Source organism: Salinivibrio sp. AR640 (genome assembly GCF_001995405.1).
GTDB lineage: Bacteria > Pseudomonadota > Gammaproteobacteria > Enterobacterales > Vibrionaceae > Salinivibrio > Salinivibrio costicola.
Map to the genome: position 1 here is coordinate 22,510 of NZ_MUFD01000017.1, position 21,151 is coordinate 43,660.

Consider the following 21,151-nt stretch of genomic DNA (forward strand, 5'->3'; position numbering starts at 1 on the left):
TCATGGCGTTTGATTTCGATTATATGGTCTCGCTGTTCCCTCTATTGCTTAGCTATTTAGGGATCACCATGGAAATGGCCTTTTTGGGGCTACTTTTCTCCCTCGCCTTAGCCGTCGCCATCGCCTTAATTCGCGTCTTTCGTGTCCCTGGGTTAAATGGCTTAGCGCAAATCTTCATTAGCTTCTTTCGCGGCACCCCTTTATTGGTGCAGTTGTTTTTGCTCTATTATGGCTTACCACAGGTGATCCCCAGTTTAGTGGGGATGGATGCCTTTACTGCAGCCGTGATTGGGATCAGTTTGCACTTTTCTGCCTATATGGCCGAATCGATTCGTGCCGCAATTCTCGGGGTCGATCGCAGTCAGATGGAAGCGAGCTTAGCCATCGGCATGACGACGCGACAAGCCATGCAACGCATTATTTTACCGCAAGCCGTGCGCATTGCTCTGCCGTCATTGATGAACTATTTCATCGATATGATTAAAGCCACCTCTCTCGCTTTTACACTAGGCGTGACCGAAATCATGGCACAAGCGCAAATGGAAGCCTCATCCAGTTTCAAGTTTTTTGAAGCATACCTGGCCGTCGCGCTCATTTACTGGGCGATCGTGGTCGCACTCACCCGCGTGCAATATTGGGCCGAAGCACATCTCAATAAGGCGTATCAACGATGATAAAAATAGAAAAGTTGAAAAAAGTCTATCAGGGCATCGCTGTTCTCGATGGGATTGATTTGGCTATCGAACGTGGCGAAATCGTCTGTATTATTGGTCCAAGTGGTACTGGGAAATCTACTTTATTGCGCTGCATTAATTTCCTAGAGCGTGCGGAACAAGGGGTGATAACAATCGGCGAACAACGCGTCGATAGCGGCAATTCAGCCACGCCAAAAAAGGACATTCTAGCGTTGCGGCGTCAAACTGGGTTTGTATTCCAAAACTATGCCTTGTTTGCCCACCTGAGCGCACGCGATAACATTGCTGAAGGCCTGCGCACTGTAAAAGGATGGCAAAAAGCTAAAGCTCGCCAGCGCGCGCAACAGATTTTGGACGATATCGGGCTTGGCGATAAAGGCGACCACTATCCGGCCTCTTTATCGGGTGGCCAACAACAACGCGTAGGGATTGGCCGTGCGATGGCGCTGGAAGCCGAGCTACTGCTTTTCGATGAGCCAACATCCGCGCTCGATCCAGAATGGGTAGGCGAGGTGTTAGCGCTAATGAAAAAGCTCGCCACTCGCCACCAAACCATGCTGGTGGTGACCCACGAGATGCAGTTTGCGCGTGATGTTGCTGATCGTGTGGTATTTATGAACGATGGCAATATTATCGCTCAGGGCACACCGGATTGGCTGTTTAATCACTGTGATGATCCCCGATTGCATAAGTTTTTGAATCAAGTCGGGATCACCGCTTAATTTGCGATCAGTTGGCAAGGATCCTTGCGATCTGCGACTAAGCGCTTATAATTCACGGCCCGAAGTGGCGTGGGTTTTGTGATTGACTAATCGTTAGTCAATGGCTACAATCCGCCCTCTTTGTTGAGAGGCGTCGGAGACAAGCATACTGCTACCCTCCCACGTCGGGTTAACAAACCTAACACTGATCAGTAATAAAGGTAGAAACCATGAAACGCACTTTTCAACCTTCAGTTCTAAAGCGTAAGCGCACTCACGGTTTCCGTGCGCGCATGGCGACTAAGAACGGCCGTAAGGTCATTGCCGCTCGCCGTGCGAAAGGCCGCAAGCAGCTTTCTAAATAATCCGTAGTGATTTGTGAATAAGCTCGCTTATCCTCGGGAGTTACGTCTGCTAACTCCCGAACATTTCAGTGCCGTCTTTCAGCAACCTCATCGCGCAGGTTCGCCGCACTTGACTATACTCGCCAGAAACACCGCGCTCGAACACCCACGTCTCGGTCAAGCTGTCCCGAAAAAGCAAATCAAACTTGCCGTTGATCGCAACCGCTTTAAACGTGTGGTTCGCGAGAGTTTTCGTTTACGTCAGCATCAACTGCCGGCGAAAGACTTTGTGGTTATCGCGAAAAAAAGTGCCAACAACCTGAGTAATCAAGCGCTGCGAGACGAATTGGACAAGTTATGGCAACGTTTGTCGCGACCGCCGCGCAAAAAGCGCTCATCGCGCTGATTCGGGGATACCAACTGGTGATTAGCCCATTAATTGGGCCACGATGCCGGTTCACACCAACCTGCTCCCATTACGCCATCATGGCGATTCAATCCCATGGTGTGATAAAAGGGTGTTGGTTGGCAGGCAAACGTCTATTAAAATGCCACCCTTTGAATGATGGCGGCTACGATCCTGTACCGCCTTGCGACCACCATAACAGAGACAATTAACAATGGATTCCCAACGCAATATCCTGTTGATTGCCCTATTGTTCGTTTCTTTCATGCTATACATGGAATGGAGCAAACCAGAATCCCCGCAGCCGCAGGGACAGGGCGTTGAGCAGCAGCAAACGACTCACAGTGACGTGCCAAGCAGCAATGACGGTAACGATACCACGTCTCTTGATGCACAGCCTGTCTCTGACAAGCTCGTCACCATCAAAACCGACGTATTAACACTGAAAATTGATACGCAAGGCGGTGATGTTGTCCATGCCGAGCTTCCACAATACGATGCTGAGCTGGACTCTGATAATGCCTTCACCCTGCTACATACTAAGCCAGATCATACCTTTGTCGCCCAAAGTGGTTTAATTGGTGCCAATGGCATTGATACCGCTGAAGGCCGCGCACAATACCAGGTGACCCAGAACGACTTCTCTCTCTCAGACGATCAAGACACTTTGCGCGTCCCGATGACCGTCGAAAAAGAAGGGATCAGTTATACCAAAACCTTTGTATTTAAACGTGGTAGTTATGCGGTAGACGTTGAGCATACAATCAATAACCAAACCGATGCGAATGCCAGCGTCACTATGTACACCCAGCTCAAACAAAACTTGCTGGATGATGGTGGTAGCCTAACCATGCCGACTTATCGCGGCAGCGCTTACTCAACGGACGACAAGCGTTACGAGAAGTACAGCTTTGATGACATGGAAAGCAAAAATCTCAGCGTAACCTTTGATCAAGGTTGGGCGGCCATGATTCAACACTACTTTGCCACCGCGTGGATCCCACGAGCCGACAATAATGTGTTGAGCACACGTACCACCTCGCAATACGGTTATATTCAGACCAAAACCAGTGACACCATTCCTGCTGGTACCAGTAAGACCCTAACGGCAACGCTATGGGTTGGCCCGAAACTGCAAGAACAAATGGCCGCCGTAGCGCCAAGCTTGGATCTTGTGGTCGACTATGGTTGGCTCTGGTTTATCGCCAAGCCTTTGCACTGGTTGCTCTCGACGATTCAAAGCTTCGTCAGTAACTGGGGCTTGGCTATCATCATGCTAACTTTCATCGTCCGTGGTGCCATGTACCCGCTTACTAAAGCGCAGTACACCTCGATGGCGAAAATGCGCATGCTGCAGCCTAAACTGCAAGAAATGAAAGAGCGTATTGGTGACGACCGCCAGCGCATGAGCCAAGAAATGATGGAGCTGTACAAGCGCGAAAAAGTGAACCCGCTGGGTGGCTGCCTGCCGCTAGTGCTGCAAATGCCGATCTTCATTGCACTCTATTGGGCATTGATGGAATCGGTCGAACTACGTCACGCACCTTTCTTTGGTTGGATTCAAGACTTGTCAGCACAAGACCCTTTCTATGTGCTACCTCTGTTGATGGGGGCGTCTATGTTCCTGATTCAGAAGATGAGCCCAACCACGGTCACCGATCCGATGCAGCAGAAGATCATGACCTTTATGCCCGTGGTCTTCACTTTCTTCTTCTTGTTCTTCCCATCCGGTCTGGTTCTATACTGGTTGGTATCGAACGTAGTCACGCTGATCCAACAGACGTTAATCTATAAGTCTTTGGAGAAAAAAGGCCTGCATTCGCGCTCGTAACTCAGGCCGCTTCAAGCAATAATAAAAAGGCGACCTGACGGTCGCCTTTTTCACGTTAATGGCCCACAGGCCTGTCACTGCAATCATAGAGTGTGCATTATGGCTCAAACAGACACTATCGTGGCGCAAGCCACAGCAACTGGCCGGGGCGGCGTGGGAATCGTTCGCGTGTCTGGCCCCCTCGCCCATGAGATTGGCAAAAATATGACCGGACGTGAGCTGGTGCCTCGTCGTGCTGACTACCTCCCCTTTCTCGACCAGGATGGTCAGCCTATCGATCAAGGCATCGCGCTATTCTTTAAAGGCCCTCATTCATTCACGGGCGAAGACGTGCTTGAACTGCAAGGCCACGGTGGCCCCGTTATCATGGATATGCTCATCCAAAGGATTAGCGCCTTTGACGGGGTACGAGCCGCTCGCCCGGGAGAATTCTCTGAACGCGCTTTTTTAAATGATAAGTTGGATCTCGCGCAAGCAGAAGCCATTGCTGACTTGATTGATGCCAGCTCTGAGCAAGCCGCACGTTCGGCGCTACAGTCGCTACAAGGCGCCTTCTCTAGCCAGGTGAACGCGCTGGTGGAAAAGGTCATTCACCTGCGCATTTACGTCGAAGCCGCAATTGATTTTCCCGATGAAGAAATCGATTTTCTCTCCGATGGTAAGGTCGCCAACGATCTCAATCACATTATTGAGCACCTCGCCACACTGCGTAAAGAGGCCAACCAAGGCGCCATCATGCGTGAAGGAATGAAAGTGGTAATCGCTGGCCGCCCAAATGCAGGTAAATCGAGCTTACTCAATGCCTTGTCGGGGAAAGACAGTGCCATCGTCACCGACATTGCCGGGACCACTCGCGATGTGCTGCGTGAACACATTCATCTCGACGGTATGCCTTTGCATATTATTGATACCGCGGGCCTACGTGACGCTACCGACGAGGTCGAACGCATCGGCGTGGAAAGAGCGTGGGACGAAATAGAACAAGCAGATCGCGTTTTATTTATGGTGGATGGCACCACCACTGACGCTACCGATCCACATGATATCTGGCCGGACTTTGTGTCCCGTTTACCCCAAGATATGGGCATGACGGTGATCCGCAATAAAGCCGACATGACGGGCGAGCCTATGGGCCACTGCGATACCAACCACCCAGCGCTTATCCGCCTTAGCGCTAAAACAGGCCAAGGCGTCGATGCACTCCGCCAACACCTCAAAGCCTGTATGGGCTATGCAGGAGGCAGTGAAGGGGGTTTTATGGCACGTCGCCGCCACTTAGACGCACTCGCCAGTGCAGCCGCACACCTGGACATTGGTCAAACACAACTAGAAGGTTACATGGCCGGTGAAATATTGGCGGAAGAGTTACGCTTGACCCAGCAGTACCTCAACACCATTACTGGCGAATTTAGTGCCGATGACTTATTAGGAAAAATCTTCTCCTCATTTTGTATCGGCAAATAATTATCCCCAATCTGATCACGGGATCCTTACACAAAGGATCCCTTTATCCTACTGTGTTGATCGGGGTTATCCTTGTTATAAGATCATAAGTTATCCCCATAGTTTTCACCATGATCCCCTCGACTGCATCCCCGAAGATACCCGCAATATTCAGCAAGAATTGACTCCCAGGAACAAGGTCTCAATACTAGGCAAGAGACTCTTAATCGTGAGGATAATATGACCAATATAACAATTATTACAGGCAGTACCTTGGGTGGCGCGGAATATGTTGGCGATCACCTATCAGATCAACTGCAGGCAAAGGGGTACCAAACGGCGGTTATCAATGAGGGGATCCTTGATGATGTATTGGGCGCCAGCACGCTCTTAGTCGTCACATCGACTCATGGCGCTGGCGACTTCCCCGAGAGCATCGCCCCTTTGATGGAACAGCTAATGACCGAACGTCCGATGCTACGTGCGTTGAAATACGGGGTGGTTGGCATTGGCGATTCTAGTTATGACACCTTTTGTGAAGCTGGCATGAAAGCAGACGCCCTATTACAAGATCTCGGGGCCGTCAAAATTGGCGAACGAATCGACATCGATATTCAAGCTCATCCGGTTCCTGAAGATGAAGCGGAACGCTGGTTAACCGATTGGGAGCCATTACTTCAGGCATCTAAGTGAACAATAATTAATCAAACAGACTGTGGATAACTAAGGAATAACCCAGTGATCTTCCTTTAGTTATCCATTTGATAGTTTTTCTTTCTGATCGCCCTGTGGATAAAAGGGCATTTTGATCCCAGGTGATACAGGATCCGATCCAAGGCCACCCACAGAAAGTGATCGTTCCAAGATCCTTGATCTCAATGATCTTTTACCGCTTATCCACTGAGATCCGCTTCCTTAGTAGTAGATCTAATAAAGGATCTATATAAAGATCTTATATATATAAAGCGAAAGCCTTAAGAAGATCAGGATCAAGGTTTGGTTCCTTGTTGAGAGAAAAAGCGCTAGAATGTCGCCCCTTTTGCTTAGTTCATGCGCAAACACTTAACCAGGTTGAGGCTTTAATCATGTTTTACCAGGATCACTTTGACGTCATCGTTGTGGGTGGTGGCCATGCTGGTACCGAGGCAGCACTAGCCGCCGCTCGAATGAATCAAAGAACGTTGTTATTAACCCATAATATCGACACTTTGGGACAAATGTCGTGTAACCCTGCAATTGGCGGGATCGGGAAAGGACACCTGGTAAAAGAAATTGATGCCTTAGGCGGCGCGATGGCGCAAGCTATCGACAAAGGCGGGATCCAGTTTAGAACCCTGAACGCGTCGAAAGGACCCGCAGTACGAGCAACACGAGCACAAGCTGATCGTGCGTTGTACAAAGCGGCGATCCGCCATACCCTGGAAAACACGCCACACCTATCCCTTTTCCAACAAGCCGTGGTGGATTTGATCGTCGATCAGGATCGCGTCACTGGGGTAGAAACAGAAATGGGACTGAAATTCAGCGCAACCACTGTGGTGTTGACTGTCGGTACCTTTTTAGGTGGAAAAATCCATATTGGTATGGATAACTACTCCGGAGGGCGCGCTGGAGATCCACCGTCGAACAAGCTCGCCGATCGCCTACGTGCACTGCCGTTTCGCGTCGATCGTTTAAAAACGGGAACGCCACCGCGTATCGATGCGCGCTCAGTCGATTTCTCAGTGATGCAAACCCAACATGGTGATACACCACGTCCGGTCTTTTCGTTTATGGGCGATGTCAGTCAACATCCTCAACAAATGCCTTGCTATATCACGTATACCAATGAAAAAACCCATGACGTGATTCGAGAAAACTTATCTCGAAGCCCAATGTATGCCGGTGTCATTGAAGGGATTGGTCCACGTTATTGCCCATCGATTGAAGACAAAGTGATGCGCTTTGCCGACAAAGACAAACATCAGATCTTTGTTGAACCTGAAGGGCTAACCAGCAATGAGCTGTATCCAAATGGTATTTCCACCAGCTTACCGTTTGATGTGCAAATGGGGATCATTCAATCGATCAAAGGCTTTGAAAACGCCAAAGTGATCCGCCCAGGTTATGCGATCGAGTATGACTTTTTCGATCCCCGCGATCTTAAGCAAACACTAGAAACCAAATTTATTAGCGGGTTATTCTTTGCCGGACAAATCAACGGCACCACCGGCTATGAAGAAGCGGGGGCTCAAGGCTTGCTGGCAGGATGTAACGCGGCGCTGCAAGCACAAGGCAAAGACGGTTGGAGCCCGCGTCGCGACCAAGCGTATATGGGCGTATTGATTGATGATCTCTCTACCATGGGCACGCAAGAGCCCTACCGTATGTTTACGTCGCGTGCTGAGTATCGCCTATTGCTGCGTGAAGATAATGCGGATATGCGTTTGACGGAAAAAGGCCGTGAGCTCGGTTTGGTCGATGATACGCGCTGGGCGCGTTTTAACCAGAAAATGGAAAACATGGAGCAAGAGCGTCAACGGTTACGTGGCACATGGATCCATCCCCATTCTGACGATGTGGCAGCACTGAACGCGATGCTCAAAACACCGTTAACACGCGAAGCGAATGGCGAGGATCTCCTGCGTCGTCCTGAGTTGCGGTATCGCGATATTGTGACATTGCCAAGTTTTGAACCAGCTCATGCGGATCAGCAAGCCAGTGAACAGGTGGAAATTCAGGTGAAATATGCGGGGTATATTGACCGTCAGCAAGATGAAATTGCTAAATCACAACGTCATGAAAATACCGAATTACCCACTGATCTCGATTACGACCACATAAAAGGTTTATCGAATGAAGTGAAAGGTAAGCTCGCCGATGCGCGCCCTGAAACCGTGGGTAAAGCTTCACGTATCTCTGGCGTCACGCCGGCGGCGATCTCCATTTTGCTTGTCCATTTGAAAAAGCAAGGCATGCTGAAAAAAGGGGCATAAAATGGAACAACAACTCGAACATGGGCTGGCGCAAGCTGGCCTCGTCCTGTCAGCACAACAGCAACAGCAGTTACTGGACTACGTGCGTCTGCTGCACAAATGGAATAAAGCTTACAATTTAACCTCGGTCCGTCATCCTGACGACATGGTGGTGAAACATATTCTTGATAGTCTCGTTGTCTCGCCCCACCTCAAAGGCCAACAGTTTATCGATGTCGGCACAGGACCGGGACTACCAGGCATCCCATTGGCCATTGCTAATCCGGACAAACAGTTCACCCTATTGGACAGTTTGGGTAAACGGATTCGTTTTATTCGCCAAGTTCTTCACGAACTTGGGCTGACAAATGTGACCCCGGTCCAAAGTCGGGTGGAAGACTTTACCCCTGAGCATGGATTTGATGCTGTACTCAGTCGCGCCTTTGCATCGATGAGCGACATGGTGAGCTGGTGTCACCACTTACCGCATGCGCAAGGATGCTTCTATGCGTTGAAAGGACAAGTGGACCAACAAGAAATTGATGCGCTTCCTGCTGATTGTTCTGTGACCGATATCAAAGCTTTGAAGGTACCGGGATTGGAAGGGGCGCGTCATCTAGTAATCTTGAGAGCTAAGAGTAACGAGTAGAGGTCGAAAGCACGTGGGTAAAGTTATCGCGGTAGCAAACCAAAAGGGCGGCGTGGGTAAAACCACCACGAGTGTCAATCTCGCAGCATCACTGGCTGCCACCAATCGCAAGGTGCTACTGATCGATTTGGACCCACAAGGCAATGCGACCATGGCGAGCGGCATCGATAAGTACGATGTCCATGCAACGGCCTATGACCTACTCATTGAAGAAACACCGTTCGAACAAGTTGTGGTTGAAAATACGGCGGGAAGTTATCACCTTGTCGCAGCCAACGGTGATGTGACAGCAGCAGAAATAAAACTCATGGAAGTGTTCGCTCGAGAGGTTCGTCTACGCACGATGCTCGAGACTGTCGTTGACCGTTATGATTATATTTTTATTGACTGTCCCCCTTCACTGAACCTTCTGACCATCAATGCGATGACTGCGGCTAATTCCGTTCTTGTCCCGATGCAATGTGAGTACTTTGCCCTGGAAGGACTGACTGCTTTAATGGATACCATTAGCAAGCTGGCAAGCGTGGTGAACGCCGACCTTCACGTTGAAGGTGTCTTGCGCACTATGTACGACCCAAGAAACCGATTAGCGACCGAAGTATCGGATCAGATCAAAAAACACTTCGGTGATAAGGTGTATCGTACAGTGATTCCCCGCAATGTGCGGCTCGCGGAAGCGCCAAGTCATGGCCGACCCGCCATGTACTACGACAAACTATCGAGCGGTGCTAAAGCCTACCTCGCCCTTGCGGGTGAAATTCTGCGTCGCGAAGAGCAAGCTCGCTCCTCGCCAGACGCTGTCAATGCCTGAGGAAAACAATGAATTCAGCGAAACGCGGGCTTGGAAAGGGCCTCGACGCCCTATTGGCGACCAGTGCACAAGCACAGTCTTCACAAACAGTGGCCCCTGAATCGACCGATACCAGTAATAGCGAATTACAACAGCTGTCGGTCACCGTGCTGGAGCCGGGTCAATATCAGCCGCGCCAAGGCATGGCTGAAGACGCACTGGAAGAACTGACTGAGTCAATTCGTGCTCAAGGTGTGATTCAACCTTTAGTCGTGCGTCAGATCGCGGCGGGACGCTATGAGATCATCGCCGGTGAACGTCGTTGGCGAGCCGCTAAACAAGCAGGATTAAAGCAAGTCCCTTGTTTGGTACGAGAAATGAGCAATAAGGTCGCGAGCGCGGTCGCTTTAATTGAAAACATTCAACGCGAAAACTTGAATGCAATGGAAGAAGCGCAGGCATTGGCGCGCTTAGTGGATGAATTTGAACTGACTCACCAACAGCTTGCTGAGTCACTGGGAAAGTCTCGGACTACTATTAGTAACCTACTTCGGTTAAATGGTTTGGAATCCGGGGTGCGGCAATTGCTGCTTAACAAACAACTCGAAATGGGCCACGCACGTGCCTTGCTGGCACTGGAAGGCGACGTACAAATTGATGCGGCTTTGACCGCGGTCAATAAGAAAATGACGGTTCGCCAAATAGAAAAACTGGTAAAAAAAATGCTTTCGCCACCAGTTGAAGCGAAAAAGCCTAAATTATCACCTGAAGTTGAAGCCCTTCAGCAACGCCTAGGCGATAAATTTGGCGTGAGTGTCGCTTTAACACAACAGAAAAACGGCAGTGGGAAATTAGTGATTAATTTCGAAGAATCTGAAAAGTTAGCGCAAATTCTTGCAATTTTCGACGAAGAAATGTGACTTATGCCAGTCGCTTTTTGTTACATAAAAGTGCTTACTGTGATCAGGTTACGCTGTTGTAAAATTTTCCCTGCTTTTTTACATTGATGCGATTGCATTAGTCGGGGCGAAACGTATAATTTTTGCTGTTTTCCCAGCACGGCAACAGTGCTAAGTGGAACGGAATCGAGGAACAAATACATGGTATCGACGCTCGCGCGGCCGGGTCGTGAAATCGCGACAAAATTGGTGCTTTTGCAGGCTGGCGTCGTATTAGCAACGGCAATCTTGATGGCACTTGCTATCAATGTCGACTGGGGAAAATCCGCGTTAATCGGTGGGGGTATCTTTGTGATAGCCAATGCTGTGTTTGCGTCGTGTGCTTTCCTCTTTAGTGGGGCAAGAGCTGCAAAATTTGTGGTCGCGTCCTTCTTTGGCGGTGAAGTCTTAAAAATTTCACTGACCGTCGTCCTGTTTGTCCTTGCTTACCTGTATGTCGAGGTGGAACTTGTTCCCCTCAAACTGGCCTATTTGCTGGCATTAGGGATTAATATCTTTGCGCCAGTTTTATTCATTAACAACAACAAATAGGATGAGTTATGGCTGCGTCAGGTGATGCGCTTACACCGTCTAGCTACATCACTCACCACCTGACACACTTGTCAAGCGGTGAGGGGTTTTGGGCGGTTCATATTGATAGCCTGTTTTTCTCTGTCCTCATCGGTATCGTCTTCTTAGGCATTTTCCGATCAGTGGCAAAGAAAGCATCGACAGGTGTCCCGGGTAAGCTTCAGTGTTTTGTCGAAATCTTGGTTGAGTTCGTTGATGACAATGTCCGCGAAACCTTCCATGGACGCAATCCGCTGATCGCACCTTTGGCCCTGACTATCTTCGTCTGGATATTCCTGATGAATACGATGGACTTAATTCCTATCGATTTTCTTCCTTATCCGGCGGAACACTGGTTGGGTATTCCATATTTAAAAGTGGTTCCAACTGCAGACGTAAATATCACCCTTGCAATGGCGCTGGGCGTGTTCTTCTTGATGATTTTTTACAGCATCAAGATAAAGGGGATCGGTGGCTTTGCTAAAGAGCTAGCGTTACACCCGTTTAATCACCCGATCATGATTCCGTTCAACCTCCTGTTGGAGATAGTTTCGTTACTGGCGAAGCCTATTTCTCTTGGGATGCGTCTGTTCGGTAACATGTTTGCCGGTGAGGTGGTATTTATTCTTATCGCGGCGTTACTGCCGTGGTGGGCGCAATGGCTGGGTTCTGTGCCGTGGGCAATTTTCCACATTCTAGTCATTACGATTCAAGCCTTTGTCTTTATGATGTTGACCGTCGTGTATCTCTCGCAGGCGCACGAAGACTCAGATCATTGATGACATTTTTTAGAAAGCAATTTGTTAGTCATTATTGGCTTATAGCCGACAACGAAAACTGGAGATAGTGATGGAAACTTTATTGAGCTTTTCTGCAATTGCCGTGGGCATCATTGTAGGTCTTGCTTCCCTTGGTACTGCGATTGGTTTCGCCCTGCTGGGTGGTAAATTCCTTGAAGGTGCAGCACGTCAACCTGAGATGGCTCCTATGCTGCAAGTTAAGATGTTCATCATCGCGGGTCTTCTTGATGCGGTTCCAATGATCGGTATCGTAATTGCACTGCTGTTCACGTTCGCGAACCCATTCGTAGGTCAACTGTAAACTGGCTAATAGCTGAACAGACCCTTTAGCTTATGATTAAGGAGGCGCCGTTGTGAATATCAACGCAACTCTGCTAGGCCAGGCAATCGCGTTCACTATCTTTGTGTGGTTCTGCATGAAATATGTATGGCCACCATTGATGCAAGCGATTGAAGAGCGTCAGAAAAAAATCGCTGACGGTCTCGCGGCGGCTGATCGCGCCGCCAAAGACCTGGATTTAGCCCAGGCGAACGCTTCTGATCAATTGAAAGAAGCGAAGCGCAATGCAACTGACATTATCGAGCAGGCCAACAAACGCAAAGCACAAATCCTCGATGAGGCACGTGTCGAAGCGGCTGCTGAGCGCGACAATATCCTAAACCAGGGTAAGGCCGAGTTGGAAGCAGAGCGTAACCGTGCACGCGATGAGCTGCGTAAGCAAGTCGCATCGCTCGCTGTTATTGGTGCCGAGAAAATTATTGAGCGTTCTATTGACCAGAACGCGCATAAAGATCTTCTCGATAAAATCACTGCAGAACTGTAATAAGGAGGGGCAGCAATGTCTGAACTGACAACACTCGCTCGCCCCTACGCGAAAGCAGCCTTTGATTTTGCGGTAGAAAAAGGCGAGTTAGTCCAATGGGCTGAAATGCTTGCCTTTACTGCTGAGATTGCCCGTGATGAACGCGTAAGACATATGTTAGACGCGTCCTACTCTGCCGAGAAATTAGCAGATATTTTCATCACAGTGGGTGGCGATCAGCTCAACGATTTCGGCCAAAATTTGATTAAAATGATGGCGGAAAACAAGCGTCTAAAAGCGCTTCCTGAAGTTTGTGAACAGTTTCTCGCCATGCGCGCGGAATTGGAAAAAGAAGTTGATGTGCAAGTCACGTCAGCGACGGCTCTTTCCGAAGAGCAACAACAAGCCATCAGTGAAAAGCTAACGACGCGTTTTGAGCGCAAAGTAAAGCTGAACTGTAGTGTAGACGAAGCCCTGGTTGCCGGGGTTATTATTCGAGCTGGAGACTTGGTCATCGATAACTCAGTAAGTGGCCGTATGCGCCGCCTGAGCGATGCATTGCAGTCTTGATTTGGGGAATTGGAGCATGCAACTTAATTCCACGGAAATTAGCGATCTGATCAAACAACGCATCGAAAAATTCGACGTTGTGAGTGAAGCGCGTAACGAAGGTACCATCGTGTCAGTCAGCGACGGTATTATTCGTATCCATGGCCTTGCTGATGCGATGCAAGGGGAAATGATTGAACTGCCTGGTAACCGTTATGCGCTAGCATTAAACCTTGAGCGTGACTCTGTAGGTGCGGTTGTGATGGGTCCGTATTCGGACCTACAAGAAGGCATGAAAGTCACCGGTACTGGTCGCATTCTTGAAGTACCGACGGGTCCTGAACTGTTAGGTCGTGTGGTGAACACCTTGGGTGAGCCAATCGACGGTAAAGGACCGATCGAAACCGAAACCACTTCGCCTGTCGAAGTGATTGCGCCGGGCGTTATCGCTCGTCAATCGGTCGATCAACCTGTTCAAACCGGCTATAAAGCGGTTGACTCAATGATCCCTATCGGCCGAGGCCAGCGTGAGCTGATCATCGGTGACCGCCAAACCGGTAAAACCGCGTTGGCGATCGATGCGATCATTAACCAGAAAAACTCTGGTATCTACTCTATTTATGTCGCGATTGGTCAAAAAGCCTCAACCATTGCCAACGTAGTTCGCAAGTTGGAAGAGCATGATGCACTGAAAAACACCATTGTTGTGGTGGCTTCAGCGTCTGAAGCGGCAGCATTGCAATACCTTGCGCCTTACTCGGGTTGTGCAATGGGCGAGTATTTCCGTGACCGCGGTGAAGATGCGCTGATTGTTTACGATGACCTGTCTAAGCAGGCTGTTGCATATCGTCAGATCTCGCTGCTGCTACGTCGTCCACCAGGCCGTGAAGCCTTCCCGGGTGACGTTTTCTACTTGCACTCACGTCTTCTTGAGCGAGCTGCACGTGTAAACGCGCACTATGTCGAAGCGTTCACCAAAGGTGAAGTGAAAGGTAAAACCGGTTCATTAACCGCCTTGCCTATCATTGAAACCCAAGCGGGTGACGTGTCTGCATTCGTACCGACCAACGTTATCTCGATCACCGATGGTCAGATCTTCCTGCAAACTGAGCTGTTCAACGCCGGTATCCGTCCCGCGGTTGACCCAGGTATCTCGGTCTCTCGTGTCGGTGGCTCTGCGCAAACTAAGATCATGAAAAAACTGTCAGGCGGTATTCGTACAGCCTTGGCACAATATCGTGAGCTTGCTGCATTTGCTCAGTTCTCATCGGATCTGGATGACGCAACCAAGAAGCAATTGGATCACGGTCAGAAAGTGACCGAGCTGATGAAGCAGATGCAATATGCGCCAATGTCTGTCTTTGAACAGGCCATGGTTATTTTTGCGGCTGAAAAAGGCTACTTGGAAGACGTTGAGCTGAACAAGATCGGTGACTTTGAGCAATCTCTGCTCGCCTTTGCGAAGGCGCAGTATGCCGACCTAGCTGCTCAGATTGATGAGTCTGGTGCTTACAACGATGACGTTGAAGCACAGCTGAAAAAGCTGTTGGACGACTTCAAAGCGACCCAGACTTGGTAACATTGTAGGTGGCCACTTAGGTGGTCACCCACTAACGGAGAGTAACTATGGCCGGCGCAAAAGAGATTCGTACTAAGATCGGAAGTGTGAAAAACACACAGAAGATCACTAAAGCGATGGAAATGGTGGCAGCCTCCAAAATGCGTAAAACGCAAGAAGCCATGGAGTCGTCACGTCCATATGCTGTCACTATGCGCAAAGTGATCGGTCATCTTGCACTGGGTAACTTGGAGTACCGTCATCCTTATTTGGAAGAGCGGGAAGCCAAGCGCGTTGGTTACATCATCATTTCTACTGACCGCGGATTGTGTGGTGGCTTGAACATTAACCTGTTCAAAAATGTCATCACAGATATGGAAAGCTGGACCCACAAAGGTGCTGAGATCGATATGGCATTGGTTGGGGCGAAAGCGACTGCTTTCTTTAACAATTACGGCGGAAATGTAGTCGCACAAACATCTGGTTTGGGGGATACCCCAGTACTGGAAGACCTGATCGGTACGGTCGGGGTGATGCTGAAAAAATACAATGAAGGTGAGCTGGACCGCTTATATGTTGTTTTCAATAAATTTGAGAACACCATGGTGCAGACCCCAGTGATCGATCAATTGCTGCCTTTGCCCAAGTCAGACGACGAGGATATGCAGACTAGCCACGCTTGGGATTATATCTATGAGCCTGAGCCGAAGCCCTTGCTCGATACCTTGTTGGTTCGCTATGCCGAGTCACAAGTGTATCAAGGTGTGGTGGAAAACCTCGCCAGTGAGCAAGCGGCGCGTATGGTGGCGATGAAAGCTGCGACCGACAATGCAGGTAATCTGATTGATGATCTGCAGTTGGTGTACAACAAAGCCCGTCAGGCTGCGATCACCCAAGAGCTGTCAGAGATTGTTTCTGGCGCAAGTGCGGTGTAAAGGCAAAGGTTAACGAACTAGTTTAGAGGAATAACGATGGCTACAGGTAAGATCGTTCAGATCATCGGTGCGGTAGTCGACGTAGAGTTTCCACAAGACGCAGTGCCGAAGGTATATGATGCGTTGAATGTGAAACGTGAAGGCGAGCGTCTGGTGTTGGAAGTTCAGCAGCAGCTAGGTGGTGGCGTAATTCGTGCTATCGCTATGGGCTCATCTGATGGTCTGCGTCGTGGAATCGAAGTAGAAAACTCAGGGGCTGCAATCCAAGTCCCTGTTGGGGAAGCAACGCTAGGACGTATCGTCAACGTTCTGGGTGATGCAATTGATGAGCGTGGCGATCTTGGTGAAAAAGAGCGCTACTCGATTCACCGTGAAGCGCCAACTTACGAAGAACAATCGAATTCCACTGAGCTTTTGGAAACCGGTGTTAAGGTTATCGACCTTATCTGCCCGTTTGCGAAAGGCGGTAAAATTGGTTTGTTCGGTGGTGCGGGTGTTGGTAAAACCGTTAACATGATGGAGCTTATCAACAACATCGCACTGCAACACTCAGGTCTGTCTGTATTTGCTGGTGTAGGGGAGCGTACTCGTGAGGGTAACGACTTCTACTACGAAATGCAGGAAGCGGGTGTTGTTAATATCGAAAACCCTGAAGAGTCAAAAGTGGCCATGGTGTATGGTCAGATGAACGAGCCACCAGGTAACCGCCTGCGTGTCGCACTGACCGGTCTAACCATGGCGGAAAAATTCCGTGATGATGGCCGTGATGTTCTACTGTTCATCGACAACATCTATCGCTATACCCTTGCCGGTACTGAGGTATCTGCACTGTTGGGTCGTATGCCATCAGCAGTAGGTTATCAGCCAACGCTCGCTGAAGAGATGGGTGTATTGCAAGAGCGAATCACGTCTACCCGTACTGGTTCGATTACTTCCGTACAGGCGGTTTACGTGCCAGCGGATGACTTGACTGACCCGTCACCAGCCACCACCTTTGCCCACTTGGATGCAACGGTTGTATTGTCACGTAACATCGCGTCTATGGGTATGTACCCAGCGATCGACCCATTGGATTCGACATCACGTATGTTGGACCCCTTGGTGGTAGGTCAAGACCACTATGATATGGCACGTGGTGTGCAATCTGTGCTTCAGCGCTATAAAGAGCTGAAAGACATTATTGCTATTCTGGGTATGGATGAGCTATCTGAAGAAGATAAGCTAACGGTTGCACGTGCACGTAAGATTGAACGTTTCTTGACTCAACCTTACCACGTCGCTGAAGTGTTCACCGGCCAACCAGGTGTTTATGTTTCGCTGAAAGATACTATTGCAAGCTTCAAAGGCCTGCTCAGTGGCGAGTACGATGATATTCCAGAGCAGGCTTTCCTGTACTGCGGTAGCATCGACGAAGTACTCGAAAAAGCGAAAAACCTGTAAGGCTTGAGTAGGAGGCGATATGGCAGCGATAACCTTCCATCTGGATGTGGTCAGTGCAGAGCGACAATTGTTCTCTGGCCGTGCCGAGCATATTCAGGTGACCGGTAGCGAAGGTGAACTGGGTATTCACGCAGGACACACACCGCTGCTGACCGCTATCACGCCGGGCATGGTGCGTATCGTCAAGCAAGGCGGTAGCGAAGAGATTATTTATCTTTCTGGCGGCACGCTTGAAGTTCAGCCTAGTACAGTCACTGTACTGGCTGATACGGCAATTCGTGGTGAAGAGCTAGACCAAGCCAAGGCAGAAGAAGCGAAGCGTCGCGCTGAGGATAAAATCCATAATCAGCATAAAGACGTCGACTTTGCTCAAGCGGCCAGTGACCTGGCTAAAGCGGTTGCGAAGCTTCGAGTGATCGAACTGACCAAACACAAGCGTTAATCAGGCACTTACGGTAAGAATATAAGCGACGCTTCGGCGTCGCTTTTTTTATGTGCCGCGCGACGTGATATCTGCTAGGTGCGTCTTACCACCAAAAAGCGTTACACTGAGCCTCATTATTTATTCAAATCAACCCTCATCACGGAAAGACTATGCAATACAGTGCGGTTATTCTCGCGGCCGGTAAGGGCACGCGCATGTATTCTCAAACCCCTAAAGTGCTTCACACATTGGCTGGTAAACCAATGGTTGAACATGTGATTGATACCTGCCACAGCCTCGGCGCTTCGCAAATTCATTTAGTGTATGGCCATGGTGGTGAAACCATGCAGCGTGTGTTGGCTCACTCGCCGGTGAATTGGTGCTTACAAGCCGAGCAGCTCGGGACAGGCCATGCAGTGCAACAAGCTGCGCCACATTTCGCCGATGATGAGCAAGTGTTGGTGCTCTATGGCGATGTGCCCTTAATTTCAGAGCAAACCTTAACGCGTTTGCTAGAAGGGCAGCCAGAGGGCGGGATTGGGCTGTTAACTGTGCATCAGGACGATCCAACCGGTTACGGTCGTATTGTGCGTGAAAAAGGGGAAGTGGTCGCGATTGTCGAGCAAAAAGATGCGACTGACAGTCAGCTTGCGATCACCGAAATTAACACCGGCGTATTGGTGGCAACAGGGCGCGACCTACGTCATTGGTTGTCGCAGCTAGACAATAATAATGCCCAAGGTGAGTTTTACCTTACGGATGTGATTGCGCTGGCGCATCAACAAGGCCGGGCTATTCAAGCGGTACACCCCGTCAATGCCGTCGAAGTCGAAGGCGTCAATAACCGCCTGCAGCTCTCTCGTCTTGAGCGTGAGTATCAAAAAATGCAAGCCGAGCAACTGCTACTGAGCGGCGTCATGCTTACCGATCCGGCGCGCTTTGATCTACGCGGCCAGTTGCAATGTGGCCGAGATGTCACCATTGATGCCAACGTCATCATCGAAGGCAGTGTGACCTTGGGTGATAACGTCACTATCGGGGCCGGAAGCGTACTGATTGATTGCGAGATTGATGACAACACCTTAATTCGCCCTTATAGCGTGGTGGAAGGTGCTAGCGTCGGGGAAGACTGCACGGTTGGGCCGTTTACGCGGCTACGTCCCGGTGCTGAAATGGCACGCAATGCCCATGTGGGTAACTTCGTGGAAATGAAAAAAAGCCAACTTGGCGAAGGCTCTAAAGCCAACCACCTGACGTATCTTGGTGATACTGAGGTGGGATGCGGCGTGAATATCGGCGCTGGCGTGATCACCTGTAATTACGATGGTGCCAATAAACATAAAACCGTGATTAAAGATAATGCCTTTATTGGATCGGACTCTCAGCTCGTCGCCCCGGTGGTGATTGGTGAAGGGGTCACCGTTGGCGCGGGCAGTACCATCAGTAAAGATGTCGCGGATGGTCAACTAATCATCACTCGCGCCAAACCAAGGACAATTGAGGCTTGGCAACGGCCGAAAAAAAAGTAGAATACTGACTATTGAGCGTGCACAGCGGCTTTTTAGCTTGATAGGCGAAAAGTTGTGCGGTTGGTAAAATCAGGTATTGACTCCCGATAAAAACCAGCCTATTATGCGCGCCTCAGTTGGGGTATCGCCAAGCGGTAAGGCAACGGGTTTTGATCTCGTCATTCCCAGGTTCGAATCCTGGTACCCCAGCCAACGCGTCCGTAGCTCAGCTGGATAGAGTACCTGGCTACGAACCAGGCGGTCGGAGGTTCGAATCCTCCCGGACGCGCCATCTTTCTTCGACTACCATGAAGTGAGATGAACAACTTGGAAAGCGGAAGTGGCGGAATTGGTAGACGCACCAGATTTAGGTTCTGGCGCCGCAAGGTGTGAGAGTTCAAGTCTCTCCTTCCGCACCATTTATTAAAGACATGTGGCTGTAAAGCGGCATGAAAAATTGGGGTATCGCCAAGCGGTAAGGCAACGGGTTTTGATCTCGTCATTCCCAGGTTCGAATCCTGGTACCCCAGCCACTTTAGGTCGGCTACGTAGCTCAGTTGGTTAGAGCACATCACTCATAATGATGGGGTCACAGGTTCGAATCCCGTCGTAGCCACCATTATTCTGATTTATTGCAGATGCAGTGAATCACACCGGTTTGCGGCGGTGGCGGAATTGGTAGACGCGCTAGCTTCAGGTGCTAGTGTCCGAAAGGACGTGAGGGTTCAAGTCCCTCCCCCCGCACCAAGACAATTGATACTTAGCCCGCCCGCTGAGTTATCATAAAAAACATGCGGAAGTGGCGGAATTGGTAGACGCACCAGATTTAGGTTCTGGCGCCGCAAGGTGTGAGAGTTCAAGTCTCTCCTTCCGCACCATATTAAGCCCACTAGCTTCAGCTGGTGGGCTTTTTTCGTTTTTATTATCTGCCAATCACACTTCTCGGTCCCTCTAATACTTTTCGCCACTTCATCTTGAACTTTGTTTTGTTTTGTTTATCATAAGTTTCGAATCGAAACTTTAGTGGTTATATGTCGAAACGAAATACCCAACAACGCCGTCACACCATTGTGTCCTTGCTAACAGAGCAAGGGCAGGTGAGTGTTGATGCCCTCTCTCAACGCTTTGAAACCTCCGAAGTGACTATCCGTAAAGATTTGGCCGAGCTGGAGAAAAACGGCCTGCTACTGCGCCGTTATGGCGGAGCTGTGCCTGTACCGCAAGAAATGGTATCGGAGCAGGCGGTGAAAGTGTCGAAGCAAAAGCAAAGTATTGCCGATACTGCGGCGGCGCGTATTCGAGATCATAACCGTATCGTCGTCGACAGTGGCACCACGACTGCGGCTTTAATCCCTTTGCTCGACAAAAAGCGCGGTCTAGTGGTGATGACTAACTCATTGCAGGTTGCCAATGCGATTCGTGAGCTTGAACACGAACCCACTTTATTAATGACGGGGGGAACGTGGGATACCCATTCTGAGTCCTTTCAAGGCCAAGTAGCCGAACAAACCTTACGTGCCTATGACTTTGATCAGCTCTTTGTTGGCGCCGACGGCATTGATGTCGGGCGTGGCACGACCACATTTAATGAAATGACGGGTCTGACACGGGTGATGGCGGAGGTCGCGCGTGAAGTGGTGGTGATGATCGAATCTGACAAGATCAGTCGCCGTATTCCTAACTTGGAGCTTGCCTGGTCCAGCATCGATACCTTGATCACCGATAGCCAACTCGACGACGATCTCAAGCGCGCGATCGAACAAACGGGGACAGATGTGATCTGTGCCGATACCTGATAAACCCAATAAGGAAA

General features: G+C 49.7%; 23 protein-coding genes and 7 tRNA genes. All 30 read left to right on the forward strand.

Translation table 11 applies throughout. The annotated features are described in order from the left end of the window. Positions 1-2: 2 nt before the first annotated feature. The 30 genes from BZG75_RS09750 to BZG75_RS09895 all read left to right on the forward strand — a co-directional run bounded on the left by BZG75_RS09750 (position 3) and on the right by BZG75_RS09895 (position 21,134). The gene (locus BZG75_RS09750; RefSeq protein WP_077461794.1) at positions 3-674 is read left to right on the forward strand and encodes an amino acid ABC transporter permease; all 672 of its coding nucleotides are present in this window, start codon (positions 3-5) and stop codon (positions 672-674) included. Then, positions 671-1,417, forward strand: coding sequence for an amino acid ABC transporter ATP-binding protein (locus BZG75_RS09755; RefSeq protein WP_077576846.1), 747 nt, complete (start codon positions 671-673; stop codon positions 1,415-1,417). The genes BZG75_RS09750 and BZG75_RS09755 overlap by 4 nt, the downstream gene beginning before the upstream one ends. Positions 1,418-1,626: 209 nt before the next feature. Then, positions 1,627-1,761, forward strand: a complete 135-nt coding sequence (gene rpmH, locus BZG75_RS09760) for a 50S ribosomal protein L34 (RefSeq protein ID WP_025672864.1) — start codon at positions 1,627-1,629, stop codon at positions 1,759-1,761. A 13-nt stretch (positions 1,762-1,774) separates the two neighbouring features. Then, complete coding sequence (rnpA, locus tag BZG75_RS09765; RefSeq protein WP_025744540.1) at positions 1,775-2,146, forward strand: ribonuclease P protein component; 372 nt, start codon at positions 1,775-1,777, stop codon at positions 2,144-2,146. Next, positions 2,098-2,358 carry a membrane protein insertion efficiency factor YidD gene (gene yidD / locus BZG75_RS09770; protein ID WP_077456636.1) on the forward strand — a complete coding sequence of 87 codons (261 nt, stop codon included), beginning with the start codon at positions 2,098-2,100 and terminating at the stop codon, positions 2,356-2,358. The genes rnpA and yidD overlap by 49 nt, the downstream gene beginning before the upstream one ends. Before the next feature lie 2 nt (positions 2,359-2,360). Then, complete coding sequence (gene yidC, locus BZG75_RS09775; RefSeq protein WP_077576847.1) at positions 2,361-3,977, forward strand: membrane protein insertase YidC; 1,617 nt, start codon at positions 2,361-2,363, stop codon at positions 3,975-3,977. A 99-nt stretch (positions 3,978-4,076) separates the two neighbouring features. Then, positions 4,077-5,441, forward strand: coding sequence for a tRNA uridine-5-carboxymethylaminomethyl(34) synthesis GTPase MnmE (gene mnmE, locus BZG75_RS09780; RefSeq protein ID WP_077576848.1), 1,365 nt, complete (start codon positions 4,077-4,079; stop codon positions 5,439-5,441). A 219-nt stretch (positions 5,442-5,660) separates the two neighbouring features. Then, complete coding sequence (mioC, locus tag BZG75_RS09785) at positions 5,661-6,113, forward strand: FMN-binding protein MioC (RefSeq protein ID WP_077576849.1); 453 nt, start codon at positions 5,661-5,663, stop codon at positions 6,111-6,113. 392 nt (positions 6,114-6,505) lie between these two features. Further along, entirely contained in the window at positions 6,506-8,395 is a 1,890-nt protein-coding gene (gene mnmG / locus BZG75_RS09790) for a tRNA uridine-5-carboxymethylaminomethyl(34) synthesis enzyme MnmG (protein WP_077576850.1), read from the forward strand. A 1-nt stretch (position 8,396) separates the two neighbouring features. Further along, positions 8,397-9,023 (forward strand): 16S rRNA (guanine(527)-N(7))-methyltransferase RsmG, encoded by a 627-nt coding sequence (gene rsmG / locus BZG75_RS09795; RefSeq protein ID WP_077576851.1) that lies wholly within the window; start codon positions 8,397-8,399, stop codon positions 9,021-9,023. A gap of 13 nt (positions 9,024-9,036) precedes the next feature. Then, on the forward strand, positions 9,037-9,834 hold the full coding sequence (locus BZG75_RS09800; protein ID WP_025744729.1) for a ParA family protein: 798 nt from the start codon (positions 9,037-9,039) through the stop codon (positions 9,832-9,834). An 8-nt stretch (positions 9,835-9,842) separates the two neighbouring features. Next, complete coding sequence (locus BZG75_RS09805; RefSeq protein ID WP_077576852.1) at positions 9,843-10,733, forward strand: ParB/RepB/Spo0J family partition protein; 891 nt, start codon at positions 9,843-9,845, stop codon at positions 10,731-10,733. Positions 10,734-10,913: 180 nt separating this feature from the next. Then, entirely contained in the window at positions 10,914-11,303 is a 390-nt protein-coding gene (locus BZG75_RS09810) for a F0F1 ATP synthase subunit I (RefSeq protein WP_077461786.1), read from the forward strand. 8 nt (positions 11,304-11,311) lie between these two features. Further along, on the forward strand, positions 11,312-12,100 hold the full coding sequence (gene atpB, locus BZG75_RS09815) for a F0F1 ATP synthase subunit A (protein ID WP_025744730.1): 789 nt from the start codon (positions 11,312-11,314) through the stop codon (positions 12,098-12,100). A 70-nt stretch (positions 12,101-12,170) separates the two neighbouring features. Next, positions 12,171-12,422: a F0F1 ATP synthase subunit C gene (gene atpE, locus BZG75_RS09820; RefSeq protein ID WP_025672872.1), complete on the forward strand. Its 252-nt coding sequence runs from the start codon at positions 12,171-12,173 to the stop codon at positions 12,420-12,422. Positions 12,423-12,474: 52 nt separating this feature from the next. Continuing rightward, positions 12,475-12,945, forward strand: coding sequence for a F0F1 ATP synthase subunit B (atpF, locus tag BZG75_RS09825; protein ID WP_077461785.1), 471 nt, complete (start codon positions 12,475-12,477; stop codon positions 12,943-12,945). Between the two features lie 15 nt (positions 12,946-12,960). Continuing rightward, complete coding sequence (gene atpH, locus BZG75_RS09830; protein WP_077576853.1) at positions 12,961-13,494, forward strand: F0F1 ATP synthase subunit delta; 534 nt, start codon at positions 12,961-12,963, stop codon at positions 13,492-13,494. A gap of 16 nt (positions 13,495-13,510) precedes the next feature. Beyond that, on the forward strand, positions 13,511-15,052 hold the full coding sequence (atpA, locus tag BZG75_RS09835; protein WP_077576854.1) for a F0F1 ATP synthase subunit alpha: 1,542 nt from the start codon (positions 13,511-13,513) through the stop codon (positions 15,050-15,052). Positions 15,053-15,099: 47 nt separating this feature from the next. Beyond that, positions 15,100-15,966, forward strand: a complete 867-nt coding sequence (atpG, locus tag BZG75_RS09840) for a F0F1 ATP synthase subunit gamma (protein WP_025744734.1) — start codon at positions 15,100-15,102, stop codon at positions 15,964-15,966. Positions 15,967-16,002: 36 nt separating this feature from the next. After that, positions 16,003-17,406: a F0F1 ATP synthase subunit beta gene (atpD, locus tag BZG75_RS09845; protein WP_025744735.1), complete on the forward strand. Its 1,404-nt coding sequence runs from the start codon at positions 16,003-16,005 to the stop codon at positions 17,404-17,406. A gap of 19 nt (positions 17,407-17,425) precedes the next feature. Continuing rightward, complete coding sequence (locus tag BZG75_RS09850; RefSeq protein WP_077461782.1) at positions 17,426-17,848, forward strand: F0F1 ATP synthase subunit epsilon; 423 nt, start codon at positions 17,426-17,428, stop codon at positions 17,846-17,848. A 152-nt stretch (positions 17,849-18,000) separates the two neighbouring features. After that, positions 18,001-19,359 carry a bifunctional UDP-N-acetylglucosamine diphosphorylase/glucosamine-1-phosphate N-acetyltransferase GlmU gene (glmU, locus tag BZG75_RS09855; RefSeq protein ID WP_077576855.1) on the forward strand — a complete coding sequence of 453 codons (1,359 nt, stop codon included), beginning with the start codon at positions 18,001-18,003 and terminating at the stop codon, positions 19,357-19,359. 117 nt (positions 19,360-19,476) lie between these two features. Next, positions 19,477-19,551, forward strand: a tRNA-Gln gene (locus BZG75_RS09860). 2 nt (positions 19,552-19,553) lie between these two features. After that, positions 19,554-19,630, forward strand: a tRNA-Arg gene (locus tag BZG75_RS09865). A 42-nt stretch (positions 19,631-19,672) separates the two neighbouring features. Continuing rightward, positions 19,673-19,757, forward strand: a tRNA-Leu gene (locus tag BZG75_RS09870). Positions 19,758-19,796: 39 nt separating this feature from the next. Next, positions 19,797-19,871 (forward strand) — tRNA-Gln (locus tag BZG75_RS09875). 9 nt (positions 19,872-19,880) lie between these two features. Continuing rightward, positions 19,881-19,957, forward strand: a tRNA-Met gene (locus BZG75_RS09880). Positions 19,958-19,998: 41 nt separating this feature from the next. After that, a tRNA-Leu gene (locus BZG75_RS09885) sits at positions 19,999-20,085 on the forward strand. A 46-nt stretch (positions 20,086-20,131) separates the two neighbouring features. After that, a tRNA-Leu gene (locus tag BZG75_RS09890) sits at positions 20,132-20,216 on the forward strand. 153 nt (positions 20,217-20,369) lie between these two features. Continuing rightward, positions 20,370-21,134, forward strand: coding sequence for a DeoR/GlpR family DNA-binding transcription regulator (locus tag BZG75_RS09895; RefSeq protein ID WP_021022743.1), 765 nt, complete (start codon positions 20,370-20,372; stop codon positions 21,132-21,134). The last annotated feature ends 17 nt before the right edge of the window (positions 21,135-21,151 follow it).